General features: G+C 57.6%; 24 protein-coding genes. 16 read left to right on the forward strand and 8 right to left on the reverse strand.

From position 1 onward, the window contains the following. The first annotated feature begins 70 nt into the window (after positions 1-70). The 3 genes from zwf (at position 71) to edd (ending at position 4,150) form a co-directional block, all read left to right on the forward strand. Complete coding sequence (zwf, locus tag FHS21_RS20540; protein ID WP_112551445.1) at positions 71-1,543, forward strand: glucose-6-phosphate dehydrogenase; 1,473 nt, start codon at positions 71-73, stop codon at positions 1,541-1,543. An 11-nt stretch (positions 1,544-1,554) separates the two neighbouring features. Then, positions 1,555-2,259: a 6-phosphogluconolactonase gene (pgl, locus tag FHS21_RS20545; protein ID WP_112551444.1), complete on the forward strand. Its 705-nt coding sequence runs from the start codon at positions 1,555-1,557 to the stop codon at positions 2,257-2,259. A 67-nt stretch (positions 2,260-2,326) separates the two neighbouring features. Next, complete coding sequence (gene edd, locus FHS21_RS20550; protein WP_112526105.1) at positions 2,327-4,150, forward strand: phosphogluconate dehydratase; 1,824 nt, start codon at positions 2,327-2,329, stop codon at positions 4,148-4,150. On the opposite strand, the gene FHS21_RS20555 is transcribed toward edd, so the two are convergent. Together FHS21_RS20555 and folD are read right to left on the reverse strand one after the other, a co-directional pair. Beyond that, positions 4,151-5,113 (reverse strand): GlxA family transcriptional regulator, encoded by a 963-nt coding sequence (locus tag FHS21_RS20555; protein ID WP_183663823.1) that lies wholly within the window; start codon positions 5,111-5,113, stop codon positions 4,151-4,153. 38 nt (positions 5,114-5,151) lie between these two features. Beyond that, complete coding sequence (gene folD / locus FHS21_RS20560; protein WP_112526109.1) at positions 5,152-6,051, reverse strand: bifunctional methylenetetrahydrofolate dehydrogenase/methenyltetrahydrofolate cyclohydrolase FolD; 900 nt, start codon at positions 6,049-6,051, stop codon at positions 5,152-5,154. A gap of 361 nt (positions 6,052-6,412) precedes the next feature. Here folD and FHS21_RS20565 point away from each other — a divergent pair, with 361 nt between their 5' ends. Beyond that, entirely contained in the window at positions 6,413-7,666 is a 1,254-nt protein-coding gene (locus FHS21_RS20565) for a sarcosine oxidase subunit beta family protein (RefSeq protein ID WP_112551442.1), read from the forward strand. Positions 7,667-7,809: 143 nt separating this feature from the next. Here FHS21_RS20565 and FHS21_RS20570 read toward each other — a convergent pair whose 3' ends face one another. After that, positions 7,810-10,113: a Wzz/FepE/Etk N-terminal domain-containing protein gene (locus FHS21_RS20570; RefSeq protein WP_112551441.1), complete on the reverse strand. Its 2,304-nt coding sequence runs from the start codon at positions 10,111-10,113 to the stop codon at positions 7,810-7,812. Positions 10,114-10,386: 273 nt separating this feature from the next. Between FHS21_RS20570 and FHS21_RS20575 the strand changes: the two genes are divergently transcribed. Further along, complete coding sequence (locus FHS21_RS20575) at positions 10,387-11,640, forward strand: lipopolysaccharide biosynthesis protein (protein WP_112526357.1); 1,254 nt, start codon at positions 10,387-10,389, stop codon at positions 11,638-11,640. Positions 11,641-11,647: 7 nt separating this feature from the next. Here FHS21_RS20575 and FHS21_RS20580 read toward each other — a convergent pair whose 3' ends face one another. From FHS21_RS20580 to FHS21_RS20590, 3 genes are read right to left on the reverse strand one after another with little or no spacing between them, the layout of a single operon-like run. Beyond that, positions 11,648-12,511 (reverse strand): DUF6492 family protein, encoded by an 864-nt coding sequence (locus tag FHS21_RS20580; RefSeq protein WP_112526116.1) that lies wholly within the window; start codon positions 12,509-12,511, stop codon positions 11,648-11,650. Further along, positions 12,508-13,272: a WecB/TagA/CpsF family glycosyltransferase gene (locus FHS21_RS20585; protein WP_112551440.1), complete on the reverse strand. Its 765-nt coding sequence runs from the start codon at positions 13,270-13,272 to the stop codon at positions 12,508-12,510. The genes FHS21_RS20580 and FHS21_RS20585 overlap by 4 nt, the downstream gene beginning before the upstream one ends. Continuing rightward, on the reverse strand, positions 13,269-14,459 hold the full coding sequence (locus FHS21_RS20590) for a glycosyltransferase family 4 protein (protein ID WP_112551439.1): 1,191 nt from the start codon (positions 14,457-14,459) through the stop codon (positions 13,269-13,271). The genes FHS21_RS20585 and FHS21_RS20590 overlap by 4 nt, the downstream gene beginning before the upstream one ends. Positions 14,460-14,581: 122 nt before the next feature. Here FHS21_RS20590 and FHS21_RS20595 point away from each other — a divergent pair, with 122 nt between their 5' ends. The 6 genes from FHS21_RS20595 to FHS21_RS20620 are packed head-to-tail and all read left to right on the forward strand — an operon-like array spanning position 14,582 to position 19,253. Then, positions 14,582-15,577, forward strand: a complete 996-nt coding sequence (locus tag FHS21_RS20595) for a glycosyltransferase family 2 protein (protein WP_112551438.1) — start codon at positions 14,582-14,584, stop codon at positions 15,575-15,577. Continuing rightward, complete coding sequence (locus FHS21_RS20600; protein ID WP_112551437.1) at positions 15,546-16,871, forward strand: O-antigen ligase family protein; 1,326 nt, start codon at positions 15,546-15,548, stop codon at positions 16,869-16,871. Before FHS21_RS20595 ends, FHS21_RS20600 begins: the two co-directional genes overlap by 32 nt. 51 nt (positions 16,872-16,922) lie before the next feature. Then, entirely contained in the window at positions 16,923-17,735 is an 813-nt protein-coding gene (gene proC, locus FHS21_RS20605; RefSeq protein WP_112551436.1) for a pyrroline-5-carboxylate reductase, read from the forward strand. A gap of 37 nt (positions 17,736-17,772) precedes the next feature. Next, on the forward strand, positions 17,773-18,603 hold the full coding sequence (locus tag FHS21_RS20610) for an urease accessory protein UreD (protein ID WP_112551435.1): 831 nt from the start codon (positions 17,773-17,775) through the stop codon (positions 18,601-18,603). Positions 18,604-18,634: 31 nt separating this feature from the next. Then, on the forward strand, positions 18,635-18,937 hold the full coding sequence (locus tag FHS21_RS20615; RefSeq protein WP_106715462.1) for an urease subunit gamma: 303 nt from the start codon (positions 18,635-18,637) through the stop codon (positions 18,935-18,937). Between the two features lie 10 nt (positions 18,938-18,947). Further along, complete coding sequence (locus FHS21_RS20620) at positions 18,948-19,253, forward strand: urease subunit beta (RefSeq protein ID WP_112526129.1); 306 nt, start codon at positions 18,948-18,950, stop codon at positions 19,251-19,253. Between the two features lie 95 nt (positions 19,254-19,348). On the opposite strand, the gene FHS21_RS20625 is transcribed toward FHS21_RS20620, so the two are convergent. After that, positions 19,349-19,732 carry a hypothetical protein gene (locus FHS21_RS20625; protein ID WP_112526131.1) on the reverse strand — a complete coding sequence of 128 codons (384 nt, stop codon included), beginning with the start codon at positions 19,730-19,732 and terminating at the stop codon, positions 19,349-19,351. A gap of 178 nt (positions 19,733-19,910) precedes the next feature. Here FHS21_RS20625 and ureC point away from each other — a divergent pair, with 178 nt between their 5' ends. From ureC to ureG, 5 genes are read left to right on the forward strand one after another with little or no spacing between them, the layout of a single operon-like run. Continuing rightward, positions 19,911-21,623: an urease subunit alpha gene (ureC, locus tag FHS21_RS20630; protein WP_112526133.1), complete on the forward strand. Its 1,713-nt coding sequence runs from the start codon at positions 19,911-19,913 to the stop codon at positions 21,621-21,623. Positions 21,624-21,637: 14 nt separating this feature from the next. Further along, complete coding sequence (locus tag FHS21_RS20635; RefSeq protein WP_162713624.1) at positions 21,638-22,150, forward strand: DinB family protein; 513 nt, start codon at positions 21,638-21,640, stop codon at positions 22,148-22,150. After that, positions 22,150-22,647, forward strand: coding sequence for an urease accessory protein UreE (ureE, locus tag FHS21_RS20640; protein ID WP_112526137.1), 498 nt, complete (start codon positions 22,150-22,152; stop codon positions 22,645-22,647). The genes FHS21_RS20635 and ureE overlap by 1 nt, the downstream gene beginning before the upstream one ends. After that, positions 22,613-23,308 carry an urease accessory protein UreF gene (locus FHS21_RS20645; protein WP_112526139.1) on the forward strand — a complete coding sequence of 232 codons (696 nt, stop codon included), beginning with the start codon at positions 22,613-22,615 and terminating at the stop codon, positions 23,306-23,308. The genes ureE and FHS21_RS20645 overlap by 35 nt, the downstream gene beginning before the upstream one ends. Further along, on the forward strand, positions 23,305-23,928 hold the full coding sequence (gene ureG, locus FHS21_RS20650; protein ID WP_112526141.1) for an urease accessory protein UreG: 624 nt from the start codon (positions 23,305-23,307) through the stop codon (positions 23,926-23,928). Before FHS21_RS20645 ends, ureG begins: the two co-directional genes overlap by 4 nt. Here the strand turns inward: ureG and FHS21_RS20655 are convergent. Next, the gene (locus FHS21_RS20655) at positions 23,911-24,930 is read right to left on the reverse strand and encodes an LLM class flavin-dependent oxidoreductase (protein ID WP_112526361.1); all 1,020 of its coding nucleotides are present in this window, start codon (positions 24,928-24,930) and stop codon (positions 23,911-23,913) included. The two genes, ureG and FHS21_RS20655, sit on opposite strands and share 18 nt — an antisense overlap. Positions 24,931-24,963 lie beyond the last annotated feature (33 nt).

Consider the following 24,963-nt stretch of genomic DNA (forward strand, 5'->3'; position numbering starts at 1 on the left):
CTTCAGGACTGGTCATTTTAAATCGATTAGATTATACAACCCGCAAAGTCAGGCATAGCGAGACTCTCCCATGACAAGTCAGATTATCCCGGTTGATCCCTTTGATTGTATCGTGTTCGGAGGTACCGGCGACCTTGCCGAGCGCAAGCTGATCCCGGCGCTTTATCAACGCCAGCGCGATGGCCAGCTTTCAGAACCGACCCGCATTATCGGCGCCTCCCGTTCGCCCATCTCAAACGACGATTACCGCAAGTTCGCGGAAAGCGCGATCAAGGAATTCGTGAAGCCAAGCGAATTCGACCAGAAGCAGGTCGATCAGTTTCTGGCGCGTGTGTCCTATGTCGCGGTCGATGCCACCTCCGACAATGGCTGGGAGGAGCTGAAAACCGAGATCGGTAATGATACCAAACGCGTCCGCGCCTTTTATCTTGCTGTCAGCCCATCGCTCTTCGCCGATATCTCAAGCCGCCTGAAGAGCTACAAGCTCGTCCATGACCATACGCGTATTATCGTCGAGAAGCCGATTGGCCGCGACCTTCAGTCAGCCATCGCACTCAATGATACGATCGGCCACGTTTTTCACGAGCAGCAGATTTTCCGCATCGATCACTATCTTGGCAAGGAGACTGTGCAGAACCTGATGGCGCTGCGCTTTGCCAATGCGCTGTATGAACCTCTTTGGAATTCGGCCCATATCGACCACGTGCAGATTACCGTTGCTGAATCTGTGGGGCTGGAAAATCGTGCTGGCTATTACGATACGGCGGGTGCACTTCGCGACATGGTGCAAAATCACATCATGCAGCTGCTCTGCCTCGTGGCTATGGAGCCGCCGGCATCGATGGATGCGGATGCAGTGCGCGACGAAAAGTTGAAGGTGCTGCGTTCGCTCAGCCCGATAACGTCGAAGAACGCCGACGAGCTTACCGTCCGCGGCCAATATCGTGCTGGCGCTTCTTCAGGCGGCGCAGTGAAGGGCTACATACAAGAGCTGGAACACCCCAGCAACACCGAAACATTCGTCGCCATCAAGGCCGAAATCGCCAACTGGCGCTGGGCCGGGGTGCCGTTTTATCTGCGTACCGGCAAGCGCCTGGCATCACGTGCTTCCGAAATCGTCGTGTCGTTCAAGCCTATCCCGCATTCGATCTTCGGTGAGAGTGCCGGCCGCGTTGTCGCCAACCAGCTCGTCATCCGCCTGCAGCCGGACGAGGGCGTCAAGCAGTGGATGATGATCAAGGACCCGGGTCCGGGCGGCATGCGCCTGCGTCACGTTCCTCTGGACATGACCTTTGCCGAATCCTTCACCGCGCGTAGCCCCGACGCCTATGAACGGTTGATCATGGATGTAGTACGCGGCAACCAGACACTGTTCATGCGGCGCGATGAAGTGGTCGCAGCGTGGCAATGGGTGGACCCGATCCTGAAGGCATGGGCCGAAACCGAACAGCCACCGGCAGGCTATACCGCCGGCACGTGGGGTCCATCGGCGGCCATCGCGCTTATCGAACGCGACAACCGCACATGGCATGAACCTGAGTGAAATTTGATCCCATGACAGCAGATCCGCGACTGAACAGTTTTGCCGATGGCAATGCGCTTGCCGAAGCCCTCGCTTCGACAGTCGCGGCGCGTCTGGCGGACGCAGTGGAGGCACGCGGCAAGGCTGTGCTGGCCGTATCGGGCGGCACAACCCCTGCCCGGTTTTTCAAGGTGCTGTCACTCAAGGATTTGCCGTGGGACAAGATCACGATCACGCTGGTGGACGAGCGCTTCGTACCGCCGACCAGCGACCGTTCAAACCAGAAGCTCGTGACAGAAATGCTTCTGCAGAATCACGCGATCAAGGCCAAGTTTGTAGGACTCTACAATCACGCGCCGAACGTCGAAGAGGGTGCTAAAATGGCAGGGCAAGCCATTGCGGGGATTGGACAGCCATTCGATGTCGTCATTCTCGGCATGGGCGGCGATGGTCATACCGCGTCGTTCTTTCCCGGCGGAGACCGATTGAGCGATGCGATATCGCCAGATCAGCCAGAGCTGGTGCTGCCGATGCATGCAGAAGGCGCAGGCGAGCCAAGGCTGACGCTGACACTGCCAGCAATCGTCAATGCACGTTTCGTGGCGCTGCATATTGAAGGCGCGGGCAAGCGTACGACCCTTGAGGCGGCTCTTGGACGTGGCGCGACAACCGACATGCCGATACGCGCGATATTGCGATACGAGCCGATTGAGCTCGAGATTTTCTGGGCTCCCTGAGGCTCGGAGCGTGTGATTGCCGGGAAGGCTCCCAAGCTTCCGGGCAAACGCCATAAGGAGACATGAAATGACCGTCCTGCAACGGGTGAAAAGCATTACCCATCGCATCTGCGAACAGTCGAAGCCGACACGCGATGTCTATCTCGATCATCTTCGCGAAGCGGCATCGCGCAAGCCAAAGCGTTCGGCGCTCGCCTGCGCCAATCTCGCCCATGGGTTTGCAGCCTGCAGCCCTTCCGACAAGGCGGCGCTCGCTGGCGATGTCGTGCCGAACCTCGGCATCATCACCTCCTACAATGACATGCTCTCGGCACACCAGCCGTTTGAGACCTATCCGCAGCTGATCAAGGCAGCAGCCAAAGAGGCCGGCGGTGTGGCCCAGGTCGCGGGCGGCGTGCCCGCCATGTGTGATGGCGTGACGCAAGGCCAGCCCGGCATGGAGCTCTCGCTGTTTTCGCGCGACGTTATTGCCATGGCGACCGCCATCGGCCTGTCGCACGACATGTTTGACGCGGCGGTCTATCTCGGCGTCTGCGACAAGATCGTACCGGGCCTCGTGATCGGCGCGCTTACCTTCGGCCATCTCCCTGCAGTGTTCATTCCCGCAGGCCCAATGACCACCGGCCTTCCCAATGACGAGAAGGCCAAGACGCGCCAGCTCTATGCGGAAGGCAAGGTCGGGCGCGAAGAACTGCTCGAATCCGAATCCAAGTCCTATCATGGGCCTGGCACCTGCACCTTCTATGGCACGGCGAATTCCAACCAGATGCTGATGGAGATCATGGGTCTGCACATGCCGGGTTCGTCGTTCATCAATCCGGGCACGCCCTTGCGCGACGCGCTGACGCGTGAAGCGGCGAAGCGGGCGCTTGCGATTACGGCGCTTGGCAATGAGTACACGCCGGTCGGTGAAATGATCGATGAGCGCAGTATCGTCAATGGCGTTGTCGGCCTGCACGCCACGGGTGGCTCGACCAATCATACGATGCACCTCGTCGCCATGGCGGCGGCCGCCGGCATCAAGCTGACCTGGCAGGACATTTCCGATCTCTCCGACGTCGTGCCGTTGCTGGCGCGCGTTTACCCCAATGGTCTTGCCGACGTGAACCATTTTCATGCCGCCGGTGGCATGGGTTATATTATACGCGAGTTGCTCGACGGCGGCCTCTTGCACGAAGACGTCAAGACGGTCTGGGGCGGAACAGAGGGTTTGCGCGCCTATACGATCGAGCCGAAGCTCGGTGAAAACGGCACGGTGTTGCGCGAACCGGTCGCTGCGGAAAGCGCCGACAAAAAAGTGCTGTCTACCTGCAAGCAGCCGTTCCAGGTTACGGGTGGTCTCAAGATGCTCAAGGGCAACCTCGGCACGGCGGTGATCAAGACATCAGCCGTGAAAGCCGACCGGCACATCATCGAGGCGCCCGCGATCGTGTTCGACAGCCAGGCAGCGCTGCAGGACGCGTTCAAGGCCGGAAAGCTCGACCGCGATTTCGTCGCGATCGTGCGGTTCCAGGGGCCTCGCGCCAATGGCATGCCTGAACTGCACAAGCTCACCCCTGCCCTAGGCGTGCTGCAGGATCGCGGCCATATGGTTGCCCTGGTCACGGACGGGCGCATGTCCGGCGCGTCCGGCAAGGTTCCGGCGGCTATTCATGTGACGCCGGAAGCGCTCGATGGCGGCATCATCGGCAAGATCCGGGATGGCGATGTGGTTCGACTCGATGCCGAAATCGGCACGCTCGACGTGCTTGAAGATCCTGAGGTCCTCGCAGCGCGCCCGACGCCGGACGTTGATATCAGCCACAACAGCTACGGCATGGGGCGCGAACTCTTCGCAGCCTTCCGCAATGTTGTTGGGAAGGCGGAAAACGGCGCTTCAGTTTTCGGTTGATCAGTAAGTCGTACGGCGCTCGTCCGAGGGTGAGCGCCCGAATTGCGCACGGTAACTCTGGGCAAAATAGGAATGCGACGTGAAGCCTGTCGCGAGCGCCACGTCCAGAATGGGCGAATGGGTCTGGCGCAACAGTTCACGCGCCCGCTCCAGGCGGAGGCTCATGTAATAACGGCCCGGCGTCATGTTGAGATGGCGCAGGAACAACCGCTCCACCTGCCGGACCGACAGGCCAACGGCCTTGGCAAGACGCACAGCTGATTTCGGTTGTTCGAGATTGTCCGCCATAAGCTCGACGATCTTGCGCAGCTTTTCCGACTTGCCGGTGAGATCACGTTCGGGACCGACACGCTGGCGGTCGGTCTGCGAGCGAATGCGTTCATGATGGAACTGGTTCGCCACTTCATTGGCAAGCGCCGGGCTGAAGTCCTGCTTGATGATATCCAGCATCAAATCGATCGAAGTCGTACCTCCGGCGCAGGTATAGCGCTTTCGATCGATTTCGAAGACATTGCCGGTGCACTCGATCTGCGGAAACCGCTCCTGAAAGCCGGCGCGATTTTCCCAGTGTATGGTGCAGCGATGACCTTCCAACTGCCCCGCCTCCGCCAGAATGTAACTGCCTACATTCAGTCCGCCGAGCACGGCGCCGCGACGTCCCAGGGTGCGCAGGGTGGCGATGACCTTGGCCTTGTCGTCAAATTCAGTCGTCAACCCGGCGCAAATGAAGGTGATGTCGGCGCTGGGCAAATCCGCCAGCGCATATTGAACGTTGATTTCGAGCCCGTTTGAAGCGGTCACCGCTGCGCCATTGGCGGAAACGGTAGTCCAGGAATAGAACGCCTCCTCCGACATGCGGTTGGCCGTGCGCATGGTATCGATAGCCGCCGCGAGGCTGAACATCGGGAATCTGTCGACGAGCAGAAAGGCAAAGGTTCTGGTGACTTTGAGGGCTTCTGGCATGCGTTGTTCTAACCGGATTCCCTGTAAGAGCAAATGGATCAGAAGCGCGGTGGCACTTCGCCGACCGAGCGATAGGCGGCGACAAGCGTGTTGGCCATCAACATGGCGATGGTCATGGGCCCAACGCCACCCGGAACCGGCGTAACAGCACCAGCGACCGTCGACACGTCAGCGAAGTCCACGTCACCAACGAGGCGGGTCTTTCCCTCGCCCTTTTCGGGAGCTGGAATGCGGTTGATACCGACATCGATAACCGTTGCGCCGGGCTTGACCCAATCGGCCTTGACCATTTGCGGCCTGCCGACGGCAGCAACCAGAATATCGGCTGTCCGGCAAAGGGCGGCGAGATCCTTGGTCTTGCTATGCGCAATGGTAACTGTGGCATTGTGGGCGAGCAAAAGGTTGAACATCGGCTTGCCGACGATGTTGGAACGGCCGATGACCACCGCATTGAGGCCGGAAAGATCACGTCCCAGGATACGCTCGATCAACAGCATCGACCCGGCTGGGGTGCAGGGTACGAAAGCCGTCTCGATTTCGCCGGTGCCCAGCTTGCCGACATTGACGAAATGGAAGCCGTCAACATCCTTGTCCGGCGAGATCGTCTGGATGATACGGCCGGAATCGATGTGTTTCGGCAAAGGAAGCTGGACGAGGATGCCATGGATCAGCTGATCGGCATTGAGTTTTTCAACCAGCGCGACGAGCTCGTCCTCTGGAGTATCCTCCGACAAAGTATATTGAACGGAGTGAAAGCCGCATTCACGCGCCTTCCTGCCCTTTGACGCAACATAGACCTGACTGGCCGGGTCCTCGCCAACGATGACAACGGCGATGCCGGGTGTGATCCCGCTGGTTTCGATCAGATCGGCGGCAGAAGCTTTGACCTTCGAAACCACGTCCTCGGCAATTTCCTTGCCATTGATCGTCACTGCCATGTGCTGCTCCTGGAACTTCACGGTTTTGAGCGCCATTCTGTTGATTTTACGCGCCAACAATACCGCCATAACGGCGTTCACTGACGCAATAGCGAAAGCGGGTGCGGATCGCAATGCGGCAATATCCCGGCTGCGGCCTGTAATTGTCGCATTGCGATAGTGCGTGGTTCGACGGGGCTCACCATGAGGGAGATTTGTGGGCTGCATTGATAATCGTCAACATTGCAGAACTTAGCTCCCTGCAATCAAACCTATCTCTCATGAGCCCCGTCGAACTACGCACATGGTCGTTGCAAAGGAACGTCTTGGCTAAGCCGATGAATCCAAGCATGATCGCGATATAACGAATCCAGGAACACCTATGCGCTATTCAGCTTTCAGCCTTTTGAAAAATGCTCTCAACGGTAACAAGGACTGGAAACCCGCCTGGCGCAAGCCCGATCCGAAACCAGCCTATGACGTGGTGATCATCGGCGGCGGGCATGGGCTTGCTACCGCCTACTATCTGGCCAAGGAACACGGCATGCGCAATATCGCGGTCGTTGAAAAGGGCTGGCTCGGATCCGGAAATATCGGCCGTAACACCACGGCCATTCGCTCCAACTATCTTCTTTCAGAGAACCAGCATTTCTACGAAGCGTCGATGAAACTATGGGAAACCATGTCGCACGACCTCAACTACAACGTAATGTTCTCGCAGCGCGGCGTGGTGAATCTGGCTCACACGCTGCCGCAGCTCGATATCTATGCGCGGCGCGGCAACCAGATGCGGCTCAACGGCATCGATTGCGAATTGATGAATCCGCAGCAAATCAAGAAACTTATCCCCGGACTGGACATCAGCACTAATGCGCGCTTTCCGATTCTTGGCGGTTTGATGCAGCGTAGTGCCGGAACTGCACGGCATGATGCGGTCGTCTGGGGTTACGCGCGCGCCGCTGACCAACTCGGCGTCGATATTATCGAGAATTGCGAGGTCACCAGCTTCCTGAAGGATGGCGATACGGTCACAGGCGTCATGACAACACGCGGGCCAATCAATGCCAAGAAGGTTGGCTGTGCCGTCGCCGGACACACCAGCGAGCTTATGCGGCGCGCCGGTATTGACCGCCTGCCACTTGAATCGCATGTGCTGCAGGCTTTCGTCTCGGAAGCGCTGAAGCCTGTGGTCGATACAGTGGCGACGTTCGGCGGGGGTCATCTCTATTTCAGCCAGTCCGACAAGGGTGGCCTCGTTTTTGGCGGCGACATCGACGGCTATAATTCCTACGCGCAGCGCGGCAACCTGCCGGTGGTGGAGGATGTGATGAGCGAGTTCGTTGCGCTTATCCCGGCACTGGCGCGCGTCAAGCTACTGCGCTCGTGGGGCGGGATCATGGACATGACAATGGACGGCTCGCCGATCATCACAACGGGCCCGCTGCCGGGCATGTATCTCAACACCGGCTGGTGCTACGGCGGCTTCAAGGCGACGCCGATTTCAGGAAAATGCTTCGCCTGGACGATCGCCAAGGATGAGCCGCATCCATTGTCCGCGCCCTTTACGCTGGATCGGTTTTATCGCGGCTACGTCATTGATGACAAAGGGCAAGGCCCGACGCCAAGCTTGCATTAAACCGGCCAAGAAAATCCACCCTGATGGCCATCTGATGCGGTCTTTCTCCGCTTCCGGTGCTCATGGACGTTCAGGTCCATTCCGCTCCGGTCCTCGAAATCCCGCACCAGCTACCTCATCAGGCTGAATTTTAACCTGAGTGGTCAGCCGGCCTTCCGCTCAGCGCGCAGACGCAGGACTTCGCGCAACGCGGCGATCTCGGCCAACATCTCCTCGATGTTCGAATTGTCATGATGGCGTGGCTCGGTCAGCGCGTCAGCATGTTCGTAGAGAAACTCGGCAATTGCCGCCTCGTCATCAGCGGAATGCGGTGAATTCTCGATTTCGGATTTATCCGACATCATGGACCGTGTCTGTGCACGCCGGATTGCTGCGCCAAGCCGAGATTCAGAAGGTACTGCAGAGACAGAGCCAGTGCTTTCGGGCGAAACGGTACGCTTCGTACCGGATGGCGGCACCGGATCGACGGGCGGTTCATCCTCGGCATAAGCAGGAGCGCGATTGCCAGCGCGGAAGCTTTCGATCATGCCGAGCAACACGGCAATGCCGAGACCGGCCAAAAGCCCGCCGAGCAGGCCGCCAATTGCAACGAGTTTGCGCGAACCGCCTGTGCTTTCAAGCGCCGGACGCGCCGGGGAAATGACGCGGATATTCGTTGTGTTCATACCTTCGAGTTCGCCAGTCTCCTTTGCGCGCAACAGGAAGGCTTCATAGACTTCGCGCTTGGCGGTGACTTCCCGTTCGAGCTCGCGCAGCTTGACCATGTCTTCGTTGTTGGTGGCGGTACGCGTTTTCAGCTGCGCCAGCCGTGACGACAGGTCCTGTTCCTGCTGGGTGGCACGCTGTAGTTCCACCTGCACCGAAGATGCAATACGGCCAAGCTCGTTACGGATTTCATTGCGGACACCAACCCCCTGCGACTGGGCCTGAATGAGTTGCGGATGGCGCGGTCCAAGCTTGGTGGCGAGGCCATCCGCCTGTTGCTTCAGTGCGCCATATTGCGAGCGAAGGGCGACGATGACACCGGAGCGGAATTCTTCCGGCAGCGTGTTGCCGAGCACGCCTTCGACCGAGGTATTGCGGATAGAGTCGGCCTGCGCCTTAAGGCGGATCGTCTGGTTGCGAGCCTGAGTGAGCTCGTCATTCGTGCGGGTGATTTCATCATCGCTGATCAACCTGCCCTGTACGTCGACAAGGTCATTTTCCGCCTTGAACTTCTGCACGGCATTCTCTGCATCCTGAACGCCTGCTCGAAGGTCATTGAGGCGCGCCGTCAGCGACTCAGTGGCCTGCCGTGCGGTATCGGACTGGATATTGCCCTGCTCCTCGCGGAAAACATCGGATACGGTATTGGCAATCAAGGCCGCCTTCTGCGGATCCCTTGATTTCACAGTGATGTTGAAGATGAAATTTTTGGTGCTTCGCTCCACCTCAAGATGGTCGTAGAGATTGCGCAGGAGAACGGTTTCACGCGTTGTCTCATCTGGCGTACTATCGGTAGAAAAGAGGTCCTGTATCGACGCAAAAAGGCCTCGCTCCTTGAGGTCACCATTGAATTCCGGATCCTTGGCAAGTCCTGTGCGATCGATCACCTTGGTCAACACGCTGCTCGACTGAATGACGCGCAATTGGCTTTCGGCGATGGCCAGCGAAGCATCGACTGGCAGCTGGCTCGACGAAATCTCCTTGTCGACGATCTTGAGATCGCGCGGATCGACAAGCACTTCAACGGTCGAGGCGTAGAGCTTCGGCAATGTCATCGCATAGCCGACGCCAAGAAGCGTACCGATGATTGTGGTTGCGATAATCAATCCCTTGGAACGGCCAACGCGATTGATAACGATACGCGGGTCAACGAGTGGCCGCCATTCATCGCTTTGATATTCGACCGGCTGTACTTTGCGCGGAGCCTGCCGGCGCACCGGAACCGGTGTGATGACAGGTTCAGGGTCCGGCTCTAGCTCTTTGTTTTTGCGCAATTCCGGACGGAAAACAGGTTCCGGCTTTTCCTGCAACTGCTCTGTTGGCTCGGGTTCAGGTCGCGCTGTGACGATTGGAGTTTCCGGATCGGCGCGGACTGGTTTTTCAATCAACGGCAAAGATTCGTCGCGCTGTGGCGTAATTTGTTCGGCGGCATCGACGCGGCGGTTGAGCTCTGCCTTGATCGCGGCCATGTCGGCGCGCATGCGATTGACCGCATCCTGCTCGGCTTCTTCGGAACTGAGGTCCTCGGGAATATCACTCAACGATGGTTGCAAGATTTCGCTGCCGGCTGCCAGGCGCAAAGCGCGCATGCGGTGATAGTGATCAAGATTATCCTCGCCGCGAATGGACGTGGTGACGCGTTCGGGATCGGCGTGGGCCTCTCCTTCAGATTCCGGCTGACTGGCAAACGAGAGAAGCGAGCGCCGCGGCCGCTTTGCCATCTCGTTTTCGCGATTACTCATTCCCACTTCAACTCCACGATCGCCCGACCAAGGCGATTCAATTGCGGCACCACAACCACAGTTAATTCAACCTAAAGTTCTATGGAAAATAAATCGTTAATTATCAGCACCCATATGTCTGCAAGCTAACCTTGCCTGGATGTCATCTATACCACGTTTCAAAACGGCTAATACAAGCCGTTAAGTCTTTTGATGTAGAAATCCGGCGAATTCACGCTTGAGACAGTGCTTTCCCCGCAGCTTTGATTCAGGCATATCCGGCAGGACATGGTATTGGTTGCACGCCATCTGAAAGCCAATGCGGGGCTTATCCGCGACTATTTCTCCGTGATCAGTGGATCGGCGGGGCGGCTCGTCATTTCGCTCGCCTATTTCGTTGCGCTTGCCAACACACTTTCGATTGCGGAATTCGGTCTGTTTGCCACGGCGTCGGCAACCGGTGTCGTGCTGTCACGTCTTGTCTCTTTTGGCTTCGTTTCGCCGCTTTACCGGATTTCCACCGTAAAGCCGCAATTGATTGGCGCCTATACCGGCGGATTTCTCGCGGCGGTCGTCGTATCGTTGCCGATCTTCATTCTTGCAGCCTATCTGATGCATCTGATTTTCTTCGGCGCCGATCTTGCGCTTGGCACCTTTGCAGTGATCGTTGCAGCGGAAGCATTGCTTTGGCGATCGCTGGAAGTTGTGGTCATCGTCAATAACGGTATGAACCGCTTTGGCCGGGCAGCATTGCTGGTCATTATCGGTACGGCATTGCGGGCAGCAGCGGCAGTGCTGTTCGCGTTCTCAAGCGTGACCAACCTCGCAATATGGAGCTGGTGGTATGCGGGGGCGAACGGCGTTGCGCTTGTTATCGCAATCATCTTCTTCTACCCGCGTGTGCGGCTGCGGCTTATTCCCAAGCTCTACCGCCGCAGGCTAGCGGATTCCTTTGCCGTCACAGGTGCCGAGGTGCTTTTCTACGTCCAGTCCGAAATGGACAAGCTGCTGGTGCTTGCAGTCGGCGGACCACAGACGGCCGGTGTCTACGCCATCATCATGCGGCTTGTCGATCTGACGGCCCTTCCCGTCCGCTCATTCAACATGATGCTGGTGCAGAAGTTGATGCGAACGCCGGACATGCTGAAATCACTCAAAATCCGAGGCGGGCTGGAGCTTGGCGTATTTCTGGTGTCGACACTCGGACTGGCGGCGCTTGCCATCTTCCTTGCCATTTTCCCGCGAGCGCTTGGAGCGAATGTTGCTTCGGTCGTTTCGCTGCTGCCCTTGGTCCTGCTCGTGCCCGGACTGCGCAATCTCATCGAATATCAGGCGGAAATCCTTTATGCGCGCGGCCAATCTGGCCTGCGTGCGCTCAATCTGGCCTTGCTCGGCATCGCCAAGGCTGCACTGCTTTCGTGGATTCTTGTCGTGTTTCTCGATACCCACGACTGGATGATCTGGCTGAATGCCATGTTCGCCGTGCTCTATCTGTTGTCGGCATATCTCACATATAGAGCCATAAAAAAGCCGGCGCGGCGCGTGTGAGAATTTGCTACGCTAACAATTTCCGGATGCGCGCCGTATCGTCGCCTATGAAGGATTGCATGCCGATCGCGACTTGTTCCGGTGTCATCGCTTCAACAAAAGCAAGGAACTCCGCGTCCGTTGGCGCAGGCGCAAACCAGTAGACCCGGCAGAATTCAGCGGCGTCATGATAGTGCCCCTCGGCCATCAGCACTTCATCGGCATAGCGGCCATAGATCATGCATTCGGAAAACCGGCGCGACCGCCCGATCGCCGCGATCCAATGGCGGCCGGTGATCCTCTCGATGTGGTTGCACATTGTCAGCAACGCGTCCCGCCGCCAGGCGATCAAAGTGCCGATATAGTCGTGTCCAGCAGGGCTCACCGGGACGAGCCCAAGTACCTGGCCTGCGTGTTCAGACCAGATACGCTGGTCTCCTGGTACAGGATGCAAAAGGTCGCCATCGCGGCGGAACAGCCGCAAATCGCTGCCACGCCAGACCGAGGCGCAATCGAAGGATTTCAGGAAAGCGACGTCGGAATCGATGTAGAAGAAAGCGTCTTCATTCGTGTGTGCTGCAATGGCGATACGGCGAAACTGCTGCACGTGCCAGCCGCGCAAGGGCATCGTTCTTGGCGACAGCCAAATGCGACGGTGACCGAAATTACTCGGGTCGGGAAACGGCCTGATCCAGCGGGGCAATAGATCGTTCTCGTCGATCACCACACGACGCGAGCTTTCCAGCTGCTTGAACAGCGCAACGTCACGATGCTCGACCAAAATATAGTGTTTGGTGTAGCCGGCGACGAAACGATCAATTGTTTCGCAGAGCAATCTGCAGCGCTCAAAATCGGGTGCATAACTCGCGGTAACAAGTGCCGTTTTCGTCATGCGCCCCCGCCGACTTTAAATTTCGCCCGCATGACGCGTAGCAGAAAAAGTGGATTGCCGACAATGTACCGGTACCACAACCGGCCGGGTTCTTGCGCAAGGCGATAAAGCCATTCAAAGCGCAGTTTCTGCACAATCACCGGGGCGCGCGGTACAGCGCCCGCCATGAAATCAAACAGCGCGCCAACGCCAAAAGCCAACGTGCAATGTTCGGCCGTCAAGTTGTTCGCCATGAACATCTCCTGCCGCGGCACACCCATGGCGACGAGCAGGATATGCGGATGATATTCTTTCAGGACACGCAGAATGTACGGCTGATGCTCGCTTTTAAAGAAGCCATCACTGATCACGCGGATTTCATGGTGAGGCGCAAGCTGCCTGAAGCTCTCCGCTGCCTTTTCAACCACTTCACGGCGTGCGCCAATGAGGCCAACGCGCAGAGAGCTGGTTTCTGCCTTAAGGAGTGCGGGCGTAAAATCCGTACCGTTGAGATTCGCCGGAAAAGGTGCGCCATGCAGGAGTTTCGAGGCAATATCGACTCCGAAGCCATCGGGGAGAACGAGGAATTGGTTCAAAGCCTGACGGAAATCAATATTCTCCTGCGCGAGATTGGCGTTGTGAGCATTGAGCCAGGTGACCAGGGCAAAGTGCTGCTGCGCGATACGCTCCCGCATGACTTCGATGGCGTCCCCCCAAGGCAACGCGACAACGTCTACGCCAAGAATTGTACGACGTGGAATATCCGTTTCGCCCGAACTCATGCGGCTGCACGCCCATTTGCAATCCGGGTTTCAAGCCGGTCCAGTCCCAATCTTATCTGCTGGTCGAAGCGTGCCAACTGCGCGGCGCGGAAGGCGTCTCCCTCGCACGTCAAGTCCTCACCTGCGCGCACGCGGGCCACCATGGCGTTTACCGCCTTGGCAAAGGCGACGGGATCATCGGCAACAACGCAATTATCCGGAATATCTGCGATGCCTCGCACAGAAAGCGCGGTGGCGACACTAGGCAAGCCCAGTTCGAATGTTTCGATCGTCTTGAGCTGTACACCGCTTCCGGCGCGGCTGATCAACGGGATCACGGCACAGCCGCAGACAAAATCCGTCGCGTCCGCCACACGGCCGGCGAAGCTGGCATCCGGCCACGCAGCTTTGAGATCGGCTGGGGTACTTCCAGCAATGGTAACACCGATATCCTTGTCCAGATGCGGTACGACCTCACGCAGGAACCATTCAAGACCAATGCGGTTCGGCTGCCATGTCCAGGTTCCTATCAAGCCAAGATCGCGTACTATTTTGCGGCCTTTGCTTTTTGCCGTATCGGCGCCGGTCACGAGAGGAAGTGCTGCGGCACGTCCGGTTCCGGATAGACCCAGCGCATCGATATCGTCATCGGCCAACGTGAAGACGAACGACGCCTTGCTGCACAACCGCTTCTCAAGACCCATCAGAAGCCGGGACTCCCGGCTGAACAGATATTTCTGTACGGGGCTGGTTGCCGCTTCGGCATTCTCGCGCGCCGAGCGATGTTCGACATTGTGTGCGATGAAGATTTGCGGCTTGTCGTGGAAACAGTCTTCAAATGCCCCGGGCAGTGGCACTCCGTTGAGCACGTAAGCGTCGAAAGGCTCCACCGAGGCGATTGCGGCACGGAACGTGTCCTTCGTGACGACGCGCAGCTTTACTGATGAAACAGTGAGGCCTGACATCATTGCTTTGCCGAACCAACGCAACTTTTGCGCAAAGTTCGCTGTGTCGTTGCGCACATCCACTTCACCGAGGACGATTGTGTTCTCCGGATCGAGCGGCTTGCTCCCGGGCCAGACAAATCCGATCACGGTGACGCGAGCGCCGGCACGCACAAGGCCATCGATGATCGCTTTGTTGGCAATCTCATAGCCGGTCGTCGGCTTACCATCCGGTACCAGCGATGTTACGAACAGCAAATGCAAAGGCTGATGCTCTCCACGACGATTTATTTCTCAATATTTGATTTGATCGCAGAATGTAATGAAATGTTGAATAACCGACTCTTATAAGTTGTAACCATGGATAACGGATAAATACTCCGGCGATGAATCTCGATCTCCCAGAAAATATCGGCGTCGTGGCACAATCACCCGGCCTCAAGCCGGAAACGATTGACATCGTCGTGACGCTGCCGACGTTCAAACGTCCGGAGCATCTGCTGAAAACCCTTGTGTCACTCAAGGCCCAGGTGACCACACGGCGCTTTGCCATCGTCGTCATGGAGAACGAGACCGAAAAACGTGAGGGAGCGGAAGCAGCGAAGCCACTGTTCGAGAATGGCGAACTTCCGGGCCTGCTGATCATCGCGCATGATCGCGGCAATTGTAATGCCTACAACGCAGGATGGTTGACCGCGCTGAAGGCTTTTCCAAATTTCAAGTCACTGCTGGTTATCGACGATGATGAAGTCGCCGATCCGAATTGGCTGGAGAACATGTGCAAGACGCGCGAGACTTATGGTGTCGACTTTGTCGGCGGGCCTCAACTTCCGGTTTTCGCCAAGCCGGAACATACCAAATGGTCGACACACCCGGTTTTCAGCCCCCACCATACTCGCACGGGTCGCGTACCGATCATTTATTCATCCGGGAATCTGCTGGTCGGGCGCAATGTGCTTGAGACCATGCCATTTCCGTTTCTCGATCTCGCTTTCAACTTCATGGGCGGCGGGGATTCGGATTTCATTAGCCGCAGCGTGGTCAAGGGCTTCACCATTGCCTGGTGCGCGGAAGCACCCGTTTACGAAACCATCCCGGCAAGGCGCGTCGAGGCTGACTGGATCCGGGCACGGGCACTGCGCAATGGCGTGATCTCCACTTTGATCGAAAAGCGCAAGCGTGGCGGCGAACCTTTTGGGGGAGTGAAGACGGTCCTGAAGAGTCTGGCACTTCTCGCTATCTCGCCGCTGCGAGCCGCGGTCAAGGTCGTACAAACGGGATCTCTGTCCATCGGGGCTTATCAGATCTATGTTGGCGTTGGCCGCGTTCTGGCGGAATTCGGATATTCGAATGAGCAGTATCGACAACCTGAAAAGAACTGACGCGGTATCCTCGATCCCAATGCGATTGGTCGCCAGTATTATTGCGGCGATCATCCTTTGCGTGCTGCTGATTTCGTTCCGCCCATTCCAACCGGCAAGTACGGCAATCGCCGGGAGCGGCGGAGATCTCGTCAATCAGCTCGGTTTCGGTGCCTTGGGCGGCGTCTCCGTGCTTGCCATGACGTTGCTTGGTAATCCGCGTACGCTTGTTGCCCTCATCAGCCCGATGTGGATCGTCATGTTCGGCTTTCTTTTCCTGTCGACATTTGTTGCCATCGATCCCGGAGCCGCTCAACGCGCTGTGCTCTTCACTGTGATCGCCGCGCTTTGCATGATTGCGGTGCTGGCGCTGCCACGCGATGCCGATGGATTTTCGTTGGCACTGGTGATCGCAGCCTTTGCCGTGCTGACGCTCTCGTATGCCGGTCTGGTTCTCGTTCCGGACCTCGCGAAGCATACCGCCAATGAGATTGAAGCCGAACATGCGGGACTTTGGCGCGGTATCTTCGCGCATAAGAATATTGCTGGACCGGTCATGGCGGCGTTCTCCTTTGCTGGCATATATCTGCTGCGTCGCGGCTGGCGCGGGACTGGCATTGTCCTGCTGGTGCTCGCGCTCTGGTTCGTTGCGCACACCGGTTCGAAGACCGCGACGGCGCTGGTGCCGATTGTGATTTTCCTCGTCATGTTCCCCGGAATGTTCGGCTTTCGTATGATCGCTGCCATGCTGATTGCCGCAGCACTAATCGGATTCTTCTTCTTCACCATCGGCACGTTGTTTTTCCCGGCAACGCACGATCTCCTCGTTCAGCTCGGTGCGGACACCACGTTTACCGGCCGCACATCAATCTGGCAGTTCGGGCTGGAGAAGCTCGCCGCAACACCGTGGCGCGGCTATGGTTTTGAAAGTTTCTGGGAAGCGCCGGTTGTGCGTCAGGCGGAAAATCCGAGCTACTACCTCGACTGGGACGTTCGCGGCATTGTGCATGCGCATAATGGCTATCTCGATATTGCCATCGCCATGGGATATCCGGCCATGATATGCGCGCTCATCGTCTTGATTGTGCTGCCGCTTTTTGACTATGCGCGCTGCCTGAAAAAGCGGGAGAACGTATTCATGGCCGATTTTTTCATGATGTGCCTGACATTTTCGCTGATGAACGCTTTTCTTGAGAGCTTCTTCTTCCGGCGTGCAGATCCAGTGTGGCTGCTCGTGGTCATGGCATGTTTTGGTCTGCGCATGACCGCCCGCGTTCCAATCCTCACGCGCACAAATTCCCACAAGACCAGTTGACCGGGCGCACCCGGCCAGATCAAAGTGCCGCGACATCAGCGGGAGAATGAAATGGATAATGTGGTTCTGGTCGGTTGCGGCAATATGGGCTTTGCCATGCTCAAGGGCTGGCTGGACGCAGGAATATTGCAGCCAGATCAGGTCACAGTGATCGAGCCAACCGATGCGCTGCGTGAACGGGCGGCGACGCTTGGTGTTCATGCGCATGCTAATGCAAGCCGGCTCGACGACGATCTGTCGCCACGCATTGTACTCATCGCGGTCAAGCCGCAGGTTATGCGCGATGTGCTGCCCGCCTATGAGCGTTTCGCGGCCGGGTCAACTTTCGTCAGTGTCGCCGCGGGCGTCAAGGTTGCGTTGTTCGAAGAATTTCTTGGTGAAAAGACCGCGATTATCCGCACTATCCCGAATACGCCTGCAGCGATCGGTAAAGGCATGATCGTCACATTCCGCAATTCGAACGTGAGCGACGAGGATGCCACGTTTGTCGATACCTTGTTGAAAACCAGCGGAAAAGTTGCCTCCGTGGACGATGAAAAGCTGATCGACGTGGCAACCGCGGTTTCGGGCTCGGGCCCCGCTTACGTTTTTCACTTCATCGAATGCCTGACCGAAGCGGCTGTTGTGGCTGGCCTCGAACGAAAGACCGCGGAGCTGCTGGCGATGCAGACCGTCTACGGCGCTGGCGTCCTCGCCGCTTCGAGCGAAGACACGCCAACGACGCTGCGCGAACAGGTGACGAGCCCGAAGGGTACCACTGCCGCCGCGCTCGACGTATTGATGGGCCATGACAAACTCAAACGGCTTATGATCCGGGCTGTTTTCAAGGCACACCAGCGCGCAATAGAACTTGGCACCTATTGAGCTTTCGCGCGCTGGATCATTGCGATAGCGTGCCGAAATGAGCGTGCATCCATCTGATCCAGCCATAGAAGCAAGACCGCAACGTGCCTTTGGCTCGGCGCATCTCGCTGTAAAACCCGTCAATGGCCGTACGCGTATCGACACACTCTATCAGGAAGGCTGCGCCAAGATTCGGTTGCCTGAGATTGATGATCGGTCGCTTGAGGCGGTGATGATCAACACATCGGGCGGATTGACGGGGGGCGACGAGATGCGTTGGAGGTTCGACGTCGCGGACAATTGCCGGGCGCAGGTCACCACTCAGGCATGCGAGCGCGTCTACAAGGCATCTGCTGGTATCGCGGACGTGGCAAGCACCTTGAAGGTGGGGAAGCGGGCCTCGCTCGCATGGTTGCCGCAGGAGACTATTTTGTTCGAGGGCGCGGCACTGAAGCGAACTCTTACCGTCGATCTTGCCGAGACAAGCCGTGCCTTGATCGTGGAGCCCGTTGTGTTCGGTCGCAAGGCGATGGGTGAGGACGTGCAGAACTGTCTGTTCCGGGATCGCTGGCGCATTCGCCGCGAAGGCAAACTGATCCATGCGGAAGATTTCACAATCGGACCCGACACGGCATCGATGCTGGGCCGCCCTGCCCTGTTCGGGGGAATGCGCACCATGGCCACTGTCCTGCTTCTCGATGCCGAGGCCGAACGTCATTTTGAGCCAACCCGGAAAATAATTGGAACAAAAGGCGGCGCTTCCTTCTGGTCTGGCAAGCTTCTTGCGAGGCTCGTCGATGGTGACGCCTATTCATTGAGGAAGCGGCTGGTACCATTGATAGAACTGCTCAATGAAAAGGCAGGCGTGCCTAAAGTCTGGTCAATCTAGACGCAAAACTGAGTATGACTAAAGGAAAAGCATGAACCTGACACCACGCGAGAAGGACAAACTTCTCATCTCTATGGCGGCGATGGTCGCCCGCCGCCGACTCGAACGCGGCGTCAAGCTCAATCATCCGGAAGCCATTGCATTGATTAGCGATTTCGTCGTCGAGGGCGCCCGCGATGGCCGATCAGTCGCCGATCTGATGCAGGCAGGGGCACATGTCATCACCCGGGAACAGGTGATGGAAGGTATTCCAGAGATGATCCACGACATACAGGTCGAGGCGACATTTCCGGACGGGACAAAGCTCGTCACCGTGCACGAACCGATAAGGTAGGAAACCGCAGATGATCCCCGGTGCAATCATAACGGCTGAAGGCGAAATCGAACTGAATGCCGGTGCCAGCAACATCATGCTGAAGGTGGCAAATACTGGCGACCGTCCGGTGCAGGTAGGGTCGCACTATCATTTCTTCGAAGCCAACTCGGCGCTGGTATTCGACCGCGATCAAGCGCGCGGCATGCGTCTCGATATTGCTGCCGGAACGGCGGTCCGGTTCGAGCCGGGACAGGAGCGTGATATTACGCTCGTGCCGCTCAGCGGGAACCGGACCGTTTACGGGTTTCAGCAGAAGATCATGGGAAAGCTGTGACCGCTCCGCTTGACCTCATTTCCACGACAACAAGCGACCGGAGAAACACCGATCGCTGCGCATATCCCAGATATGGGTCAGGTAGGGTCTGCCTGTCAGCTTGGCTTCTTGGTCACGAGGGTCAGCAGGCCTTTGGAATCGAGGCTAGCAATGACCACCGCTGCGGATGTCAGCCCCTTTTCCTTCAGGGCAGCGGAGACTTGTGGCGACTTATCGATCGACGTGCGCAGTTTCTGCATGTCGGCGTCGCTGCGCTTGGCAAGGGCGTCGTTGACCTGGGTCTTGGTCGCATCCGGCAGCTCATTGATATCCACGATATTGATGGTGGTAATGGCCGTAGCACCAGGCTTGGCTGGAGTTTCGCTCTTTGGAGCGGGCTGCTCGGCGCTCGGAGTCTGCGGCGCCGCGGACTGCGCATAGGCAGCCGAAGTCGCAAGCGGGAATGCCGCACAGAGCGCGAGGGCTATCATCTTTCGCATCGTTTTTCCTTTCACGAGATTGGCGAACGATCATCTACTGATGATGCGCGCACTTCACATGCGGAATTCGATCTCAAGCGGTCGCTGATCGGGTTTTTCCAAGGCAATATCGCGGCAGAAATGTGGCAGCAGGCACCCGCTGTCGCCCATTCGGTTATTCATACAAGAGGGAAATTCCATGCCCGCTAAAATCACCCGCGCGGCCTATGCCCGCATGTTTGGGCCAACGACCGGCGACAAGGTGCGCCTTGCCGACACCGAACTCTTCATCGAGGTGGAGAAGGACTTCACCATCTATGGCGAAGAAGTGAAATTCGGCGGTGGCAAGGTCATTCGCGATGGCATGGGCCAGAGCCAGATTGCCCGTGCAGACGGTGCCGTCGACACAGTCATTACCAATGCACTGGTCGTCGATCACAGTGGTATTTATAAAGCCGATGTCGGTTTAAAAGATGGGCTGATTGCCGGAATCGGCAAGGCCGGCAACCCCGATACGCAACCCGGCGTGACGATCATCATTGGTCCCGGCACGGAAATCATCGCGGGCGAAGGCAAAATCCTCACCGCCGGCGGTATGGATGCCCATATTCATTTCATCTGCCCGCAGCAGATCGAGGAAGCGCTGATGTCAGGCGTTACGACAATGTTTGGCGGCGGCACAGGACCAGCCCATGGGACACTGGCGACCACCTGTACGCCAGGGCCCTGGCACTTGGGCCGGATGATTCAGTCTTTCGACGCCATACCCATGAACATCGGCCTTTCAGGCAAGGGCAATACATCGCTGCCGAAAGCGCTGGAGGAGATGATCCTTGGCGGGGCGTGCTCGCTGAAACTGCATGAGGATTGGGGTACCACACCGGCGGCGATCGACAATTGCCTCTCGGTTGCCGACCAGTACGATGTGCAGGTGATGATCCACACCGACACGCTGAATGAGAGCGGCTTTGTCGAGGACACGGTGGCCGCCTTCAAGGGTCGCACAGTTCACGCTTTTCATACGGAAGGCGCTGGCGGTGGACACGCCCCGGACATCATCAAGATTTGCGGGCTTCCCAACGTCATTCCGTCTTCGACCAACCCGACGCGGCCCTATACCAAAAATACCATCGCGGAACATCTCGATATGCTGATGGTGTGCCATCACCTCTCATCGTCGATCCCGGAAGATGTGGCGTTTGCCGAAAGCCGTATCCGCAAAGAGACGATCGCCGCCGAAGATATCCTGCATGATATCGGCGCGTTTTCGATCATTTCCTCTGACAGCCAGGCCATGGGCCGTGTTGGCGAAGTGCTGATACGCACGTGGCAGACCGCCGATAAAATGAAGCGCCAGCGCGGGAGCCTGCCGCAGGAAACCGGCGACAACGACAATTTTCGCGTCAAACGCTACATCGCGAAATATACGATCAACCCGGCGATTGCACAGGGTGTTTCCCGGCACGTGGGTTCAATCGAGGTCGGAAAGCGTGCCGATCTCGTTCTGTGGAACCCGGCCTTCTTCGGCGTCAAGCCTGACATGGTCCTGCTTGGCGGCTCGATTGTTGCCGCGCCGATGGGCGATCCCAACGCGTCGATCCCGACGCCGCAGCCGGTCCATTATCGTTATATGTTCGGCGGCTATGGCAAGAATGTCAGCAACTCGTCGGTCGTCTTTGCCAGCAAGGCTTCGGTCGAGGCAGGTTTGCGCCAGTCGCTCGGTGTCGACAAACAGCTGGTCGGCGTCGAAAACACGCGCAGCGGCATTTCCAAGGCATCGATGATCCATAACGATGCCACGCCGCATGTGGAGGTCGATCCGGAGACCTATGAGGTTCGCGCGGATGGCGAGTTGTTGACGTGCGAGCCGGCAACGCTGCTACCGATGGCACAGCGCTACTTTCTGTTCTGAGGGGGAGGAACAAAGTGAAGGATCAATTCGGGCGGCTTGCGTACTATAACAAATGGGCCAATGGGCGCATTTACGCGGCAGCAGGCGCCTTGGACCACGAAGATTATTTCGCCGACAGACGTGCGTTCTTCAAATCGGTGCATGGGACACTCAACCATATCCTGGCTATCGACAAGCTATGGTTCGGTCGCTTCACGGGGGACCTTTACGCCATCCCTTCCATGGATGTGATTCTACACGATAACTTCAATGACTTGCATGCGGCGCGCATCGCCCTGGACGATCACATTATCGACGTGGTCAACGGTATGGATGAGGCATCGATCAATGGCGTCCTTCACTGGATCACCACCGAAGGCCAGCCATATACCTCGACCTTGGATCGTGCTTTGACGCAAATTTTCAACCACCAGACGCATCATCGCGGTCAGGTACATACGCTGCTTTCGCAACTGACAGGTGACGCGCCGCCGATCGATTTCTTCCTATGCATGAACGATGATTTTCATGAGAAAGGCCAAGCGTGATGAAGCGCGTCACCAGCCATAGCCATGCCGGGCATTATCACGGCACGCCGTTCGATCGCGTTGTACTGGCCCATGACGAGCGGCATTTGCGGCGCAAGGTGCTGGCACTAGAGCAGGGCGAACAAATCCTTGTCGATTTGCCCGAGGCTATCGCGTTCGAGCATGGCGACGTGCTCATTCTTGAAGATGGGAGAATGGCCGAGATCATTGCGGCGGATGAAGCGCTCTACGAGGTCACGCCACGGGATCGCCGGCATCTGTCGGAACTAGCCTGGCATCTTGGCAATCGTCATTTGCCAGCGCAACTCGAAGAAAGCCGCATCGTCATCCTACGCGATCACGTGATCAAGGCGATGTTGCAAGGTCTTGGGGCGAAGGTTACCGAGATCACTGCCCCATTCCATCCATTGCACGGCGCATATCATAGCGGGCACGGGCATTCGCACGCGCATGATAATGGCCATGATCATCAACACCACGATCATGCCCATGGCTGATCTTGCCCCAAACACCGCGCTTCTGCGCCTCATGACATGGCTTTCCCCAGCTTTTCCTGTCGGGGCGTTTTCCTACAGTCATGGCATCGAGCGGTCAGTGCATGATGGTTTGATCCACGACAAGGCATCATTGCAGGGCTGGCTTGCTGACCTCATGAACCACGGCTCGGTCTGGAACGATGCGGTTTTATTTGCCGCAAGCTGGAGGGATGCGGATACGGGTGGCAGTTGCGTGGAAGAATCAGCGCTCGGCCAGGCAATGGCAGGTTCGAAAGAGCGGCACATGGAGACCATGCTGCAAGGTAACGCTTTCCTGCAGGCTATTGGACATTGGAGCAACGCAGAATCCGGCGCGGCAAGAGAAATGCCCTATCCTGTCGCCGTCGCCATGGTTGCGGCCCGAAACCAGGTTGCATGTGAGCCAGCGCTTGCCGCCTATCTTCACGCCGTCGTTTCCAACCTCATTCAAGGCGCCGTCCGGTTGGTACCGCTCGGACAAAGCCATGGCGTATCGTTGATGGCGGCAATGGAAACACAAATCCTGGCGGTCACTGAGCGTGCCGCGAGTTCCAGCCTTGATGATCTTGGCTCGGCGGCCATCATGTCCGACATCATGGCCATGCAACATGAAACACAATATTCGAGGGTATTTCGCTCATGATTTCGCAAAACGGACCGCTTCGCATCGGGATTGGCGGGCCGGTTGGCTCCGGCAAGACCACTGTCACCGAAATGTTGTGCAAAGCGCTGCGCCACCGCTATTCCATCGCTGTCGTCACCAATGATATCTATACGAAGGAAGACGCGCTGATCCTCAACCGGCTGCAAGCCCTGCCCGAGGACCGGATCATGGGTGTCGAGACAGGCGGTTGCCCGCACACGGCCATCCGGGAAGACGCGACGATAAACCTGCAAGCTATCGCCGAGATGAACAAGCGCCATCCCGATCTCGACATCGTCTTTATCGAGTCCGGCGGGGACAATCTGGCCGCGACGTTTTCACCGGATCTCGCCGACCTGACCATCTATGTGATTTCGGTTTGCCAAGGCGAAAAAATACCGCGCAAGGGCGGGCCGGGCATCACGCGTTCGGATCTGCTGATCATCAACAAGAAGGACCTAGCGCCCTATGTCGGCGCTGATCTCGATGTGATGGATGCGGATACCAAGGTTCAGCGTGGAGTAAAACCCTATGTGTTCACCGACATGCTGCGCAGGAACGGCCTTGACGATGTGATCGCCTTTATCGAAGCTGCAGGCGGTCTACGCGAGGCGGCTTAGGGGTGCAGCTTCAGGCCGCTTGATCATAGTTTCAGCGAGAATCTCGTATGAGCGGATTCTTGCTGGATGATCGAAAATCTGGCCTGTCACCATGATCTCGTCTGCTCCCGTGCGCACAATGAAATCCTGAACGCCGGCTTTGACGGTTTCCGGCGAGCCGACGACCGAGCAGGATAGGGCCTGACGCAAAATCGCCTTCGCGTGGAGGTCGAGCGTTTCTTCATAGCCTCGCACTGGCGCGGGCAATGGTCCGGGATTGCCAGTACGTAGATTGACGAAGGCCTGCTGCTGCGAGGTTTGCAGAAGCTTTGCCTCGTCATCGGTTTCTGCGGCGAAGACGTTAAGTCCCAGCATCACATACGGCTTGTCGAGATATTCCGACGGTTCGAACCGTGTTCGGTAAATCTCGATCGCCCGCTCCATTTCAGCCGGTGCAAAATGCGATGCGAAGGCATAAGGCAGGCCGAGTGCCGCTGCGAGCTGTGCGCCGAAGAGGCTGGAGCCCAATATCCACACAGGCACTTTCGTCCCCGCACCCGGAACAGCTATGACGCGCTGGCCCGGCTCGGGATCGCGGAAATACCCCATCAACTCGACGACATCCTGCGGGAAGCCGTTGATGTCCTGATCGAGATTGCGGCGCAATGCCTGGGCAGTAATCTGATCCGTGCCCGGCGCACGGCCGACGCCGAGATCGATACGGCCCGGATGCAGGGAAGCCAAAGTGCCGAATGCTTCTGCCACCATCAACGGTGAGTGGTTCGGCAGCATGATACCACCGGCACCAAGCCGGATTTTCGACGTGCCAGCCGCAACATGCGCGATGACAACGGCTGTCGCCGCGCTGGCAATACCGCGCATGCTATGATGCTCGGCTAGCCAAAGGCGGTTATAGCCAAGGCGCTCCGCGTTTTGCGCGAGATCCAGCGAATTGCGAAGGGACTGTGCGGCATCGCTGCCGGCGACAATCGGTGAAAGGTCAAGGACAGATAGCGGGGTCATTGCCTTCATATAGGCGATCAGTGAAGGCGCACA

This window comes from Phyllobacterium trifolii, assembly GCF_014192095.1.
Lineage (GTDB): Bacteria > Pseudomonadota > Alphaproteobacteria > Rhizobiales > Rhizobiaceae > Phyllobacterium > Phyllobacterium trifolii.

Bases quoted from the DNA above. Each gene is read 5' to 3' on its own strand.
- zwf (WP_112551445.1), top strand. From the start codon at position 71: ATGACAAGTCAGATTATCCCGGTTGATCCCTTTGATTGTATCGTGTTC.
- pgl (WP_112551444.1), top strand. From the start codon at position 1,555: ATGACAGCAGATCCGCGACTGAACAGTTTTGCCGATGGCAATGCGCTT.
- edd (WP_112526105.1), top strand. From the start codon at position 2,327: ATGACCGTCCTGCAACGGGTGAAAAGCATTACCCATCGCATCTGCGAA.
- FHS21_RS20555 (WP_183663823.1), bottom strand. From the start codon at position 5,113: ATGCCAGAAGCCCTCAAAGTCACCAGAACCTTTGCCTTTCTGCTCGTC.
- folD (WP_112526109.1), bottom strand. From the start codon at position 6,051: ATGGCAGTGACGATCAATGGCAAGGAAATTGCCGAGGACGTGGTTTCG.
- FHS21_RS20565 (WP_112551442.1), top strand. From the start codon at position 6,413: ATGCGCTATTCAGCTTTCAGCCTTTTGAAAAATGCTCTCAACGGTAAC.
- FHS21_RS20570 (WP_112551441.1), bottom strand. From the start codon at position 10,113: ATGAGTAATCGCGAAAACGAGATGGCAAAGCGGCCGCGGCGCTCGCTT.
- FHS21_RS20580 (WP_112526116.1), bottom strand. From the start codon at position 12,511: ATGACGAAAACGGCACTTGTTACCGCGAGTTATGCACCCGATTTTGAG.
- FHS21_RS20585 (WP_112551440.1), bottom strand. From the start codon at position 13,272: ATGAGTTCGGGCGAAACGGATATTCCACGTCGTACAATTCTTGGCGTA.
- FHS21_RS20595 (WP_112551438.1), top strand. From the start codon at position 14,582: ATGAATCTCGATCTCCCAGAAAATATCGGCGTCGTGGCACAATCACCC.
- FHS21_RS20600 (WP_112551437.1), top strand. From the start codon at position 15,546: ATGAGCAGTATCGACAACCTGAAAAGAACTGACGCGGTATCCTCGATC.
- proC (WP_112551436.1), top strand. From the start codon at position 16,923: ATGGATAATGTGGTTCTGGTCGGTTGCGGCAATATGGGCTTTGCCATG.
- FHS21_RS20610 (WP_112551435.1), top strand. From the start codon at position 17,773: ATGAGCGTGCATCCATCTGATCCAGCCATAGAAGCAAGACCGCAACGT.
- FHS21_RS20615 (WP_106715462.1), top strand. From the start codon at position 18,635: ATGAACCTGACACCACGCGAGAAGGACAAACTTCTCATCTCTATGGCG.
- FHS21_RS20620 (WP_112526129.1), top strand. From the start codon at position 18,948: ATGATCCCCGGTGCAATCATAACGGCTGAAGGCGAAATCGAACTGAAT.
- FHS21_RS20625 (WP_112526131.1), bottom strand. From the start codon at position 19,732: ATGCGAAAGATGATAGCCCTCGCGCTCTGTGCGGCATTCCCGCTTGCG.
- ureC (WP_112526133.1), top strand. From the start codon at position 19,911: ATGCCCGCTAAAATCACCCGCGCGGCCTATGCCCGCATGTTTGGGCCA.
- ureE (WP_112526137.1), top strand. From the start codon at position 22,150: ATGAAGCGCGTCACCAGCCATAGCCATGCCGGGCATTATCACGGCACG.
- FHS21_RS20645 (WP_112526139.1), top strand. From the start codon at position 22,613: ATGATCATCAACACCACGATCATGCCCATGGCTGATCTTGCCCCAAAC.
- ureG (WP_112526141.1), top strand. From the start codon at position 23,305: ATGATTTCGCAAAACGGACCGCTTCGCATCGGGATTGGCGGGCCGGTT.
- FHS21_RS20655 (WP_112526361.1), bottom strand. From the start codon at position 24,930: ATGACCCCGCTATCTGTCCTTGACCTTTCACCGATTGTCGCCGGCAGC.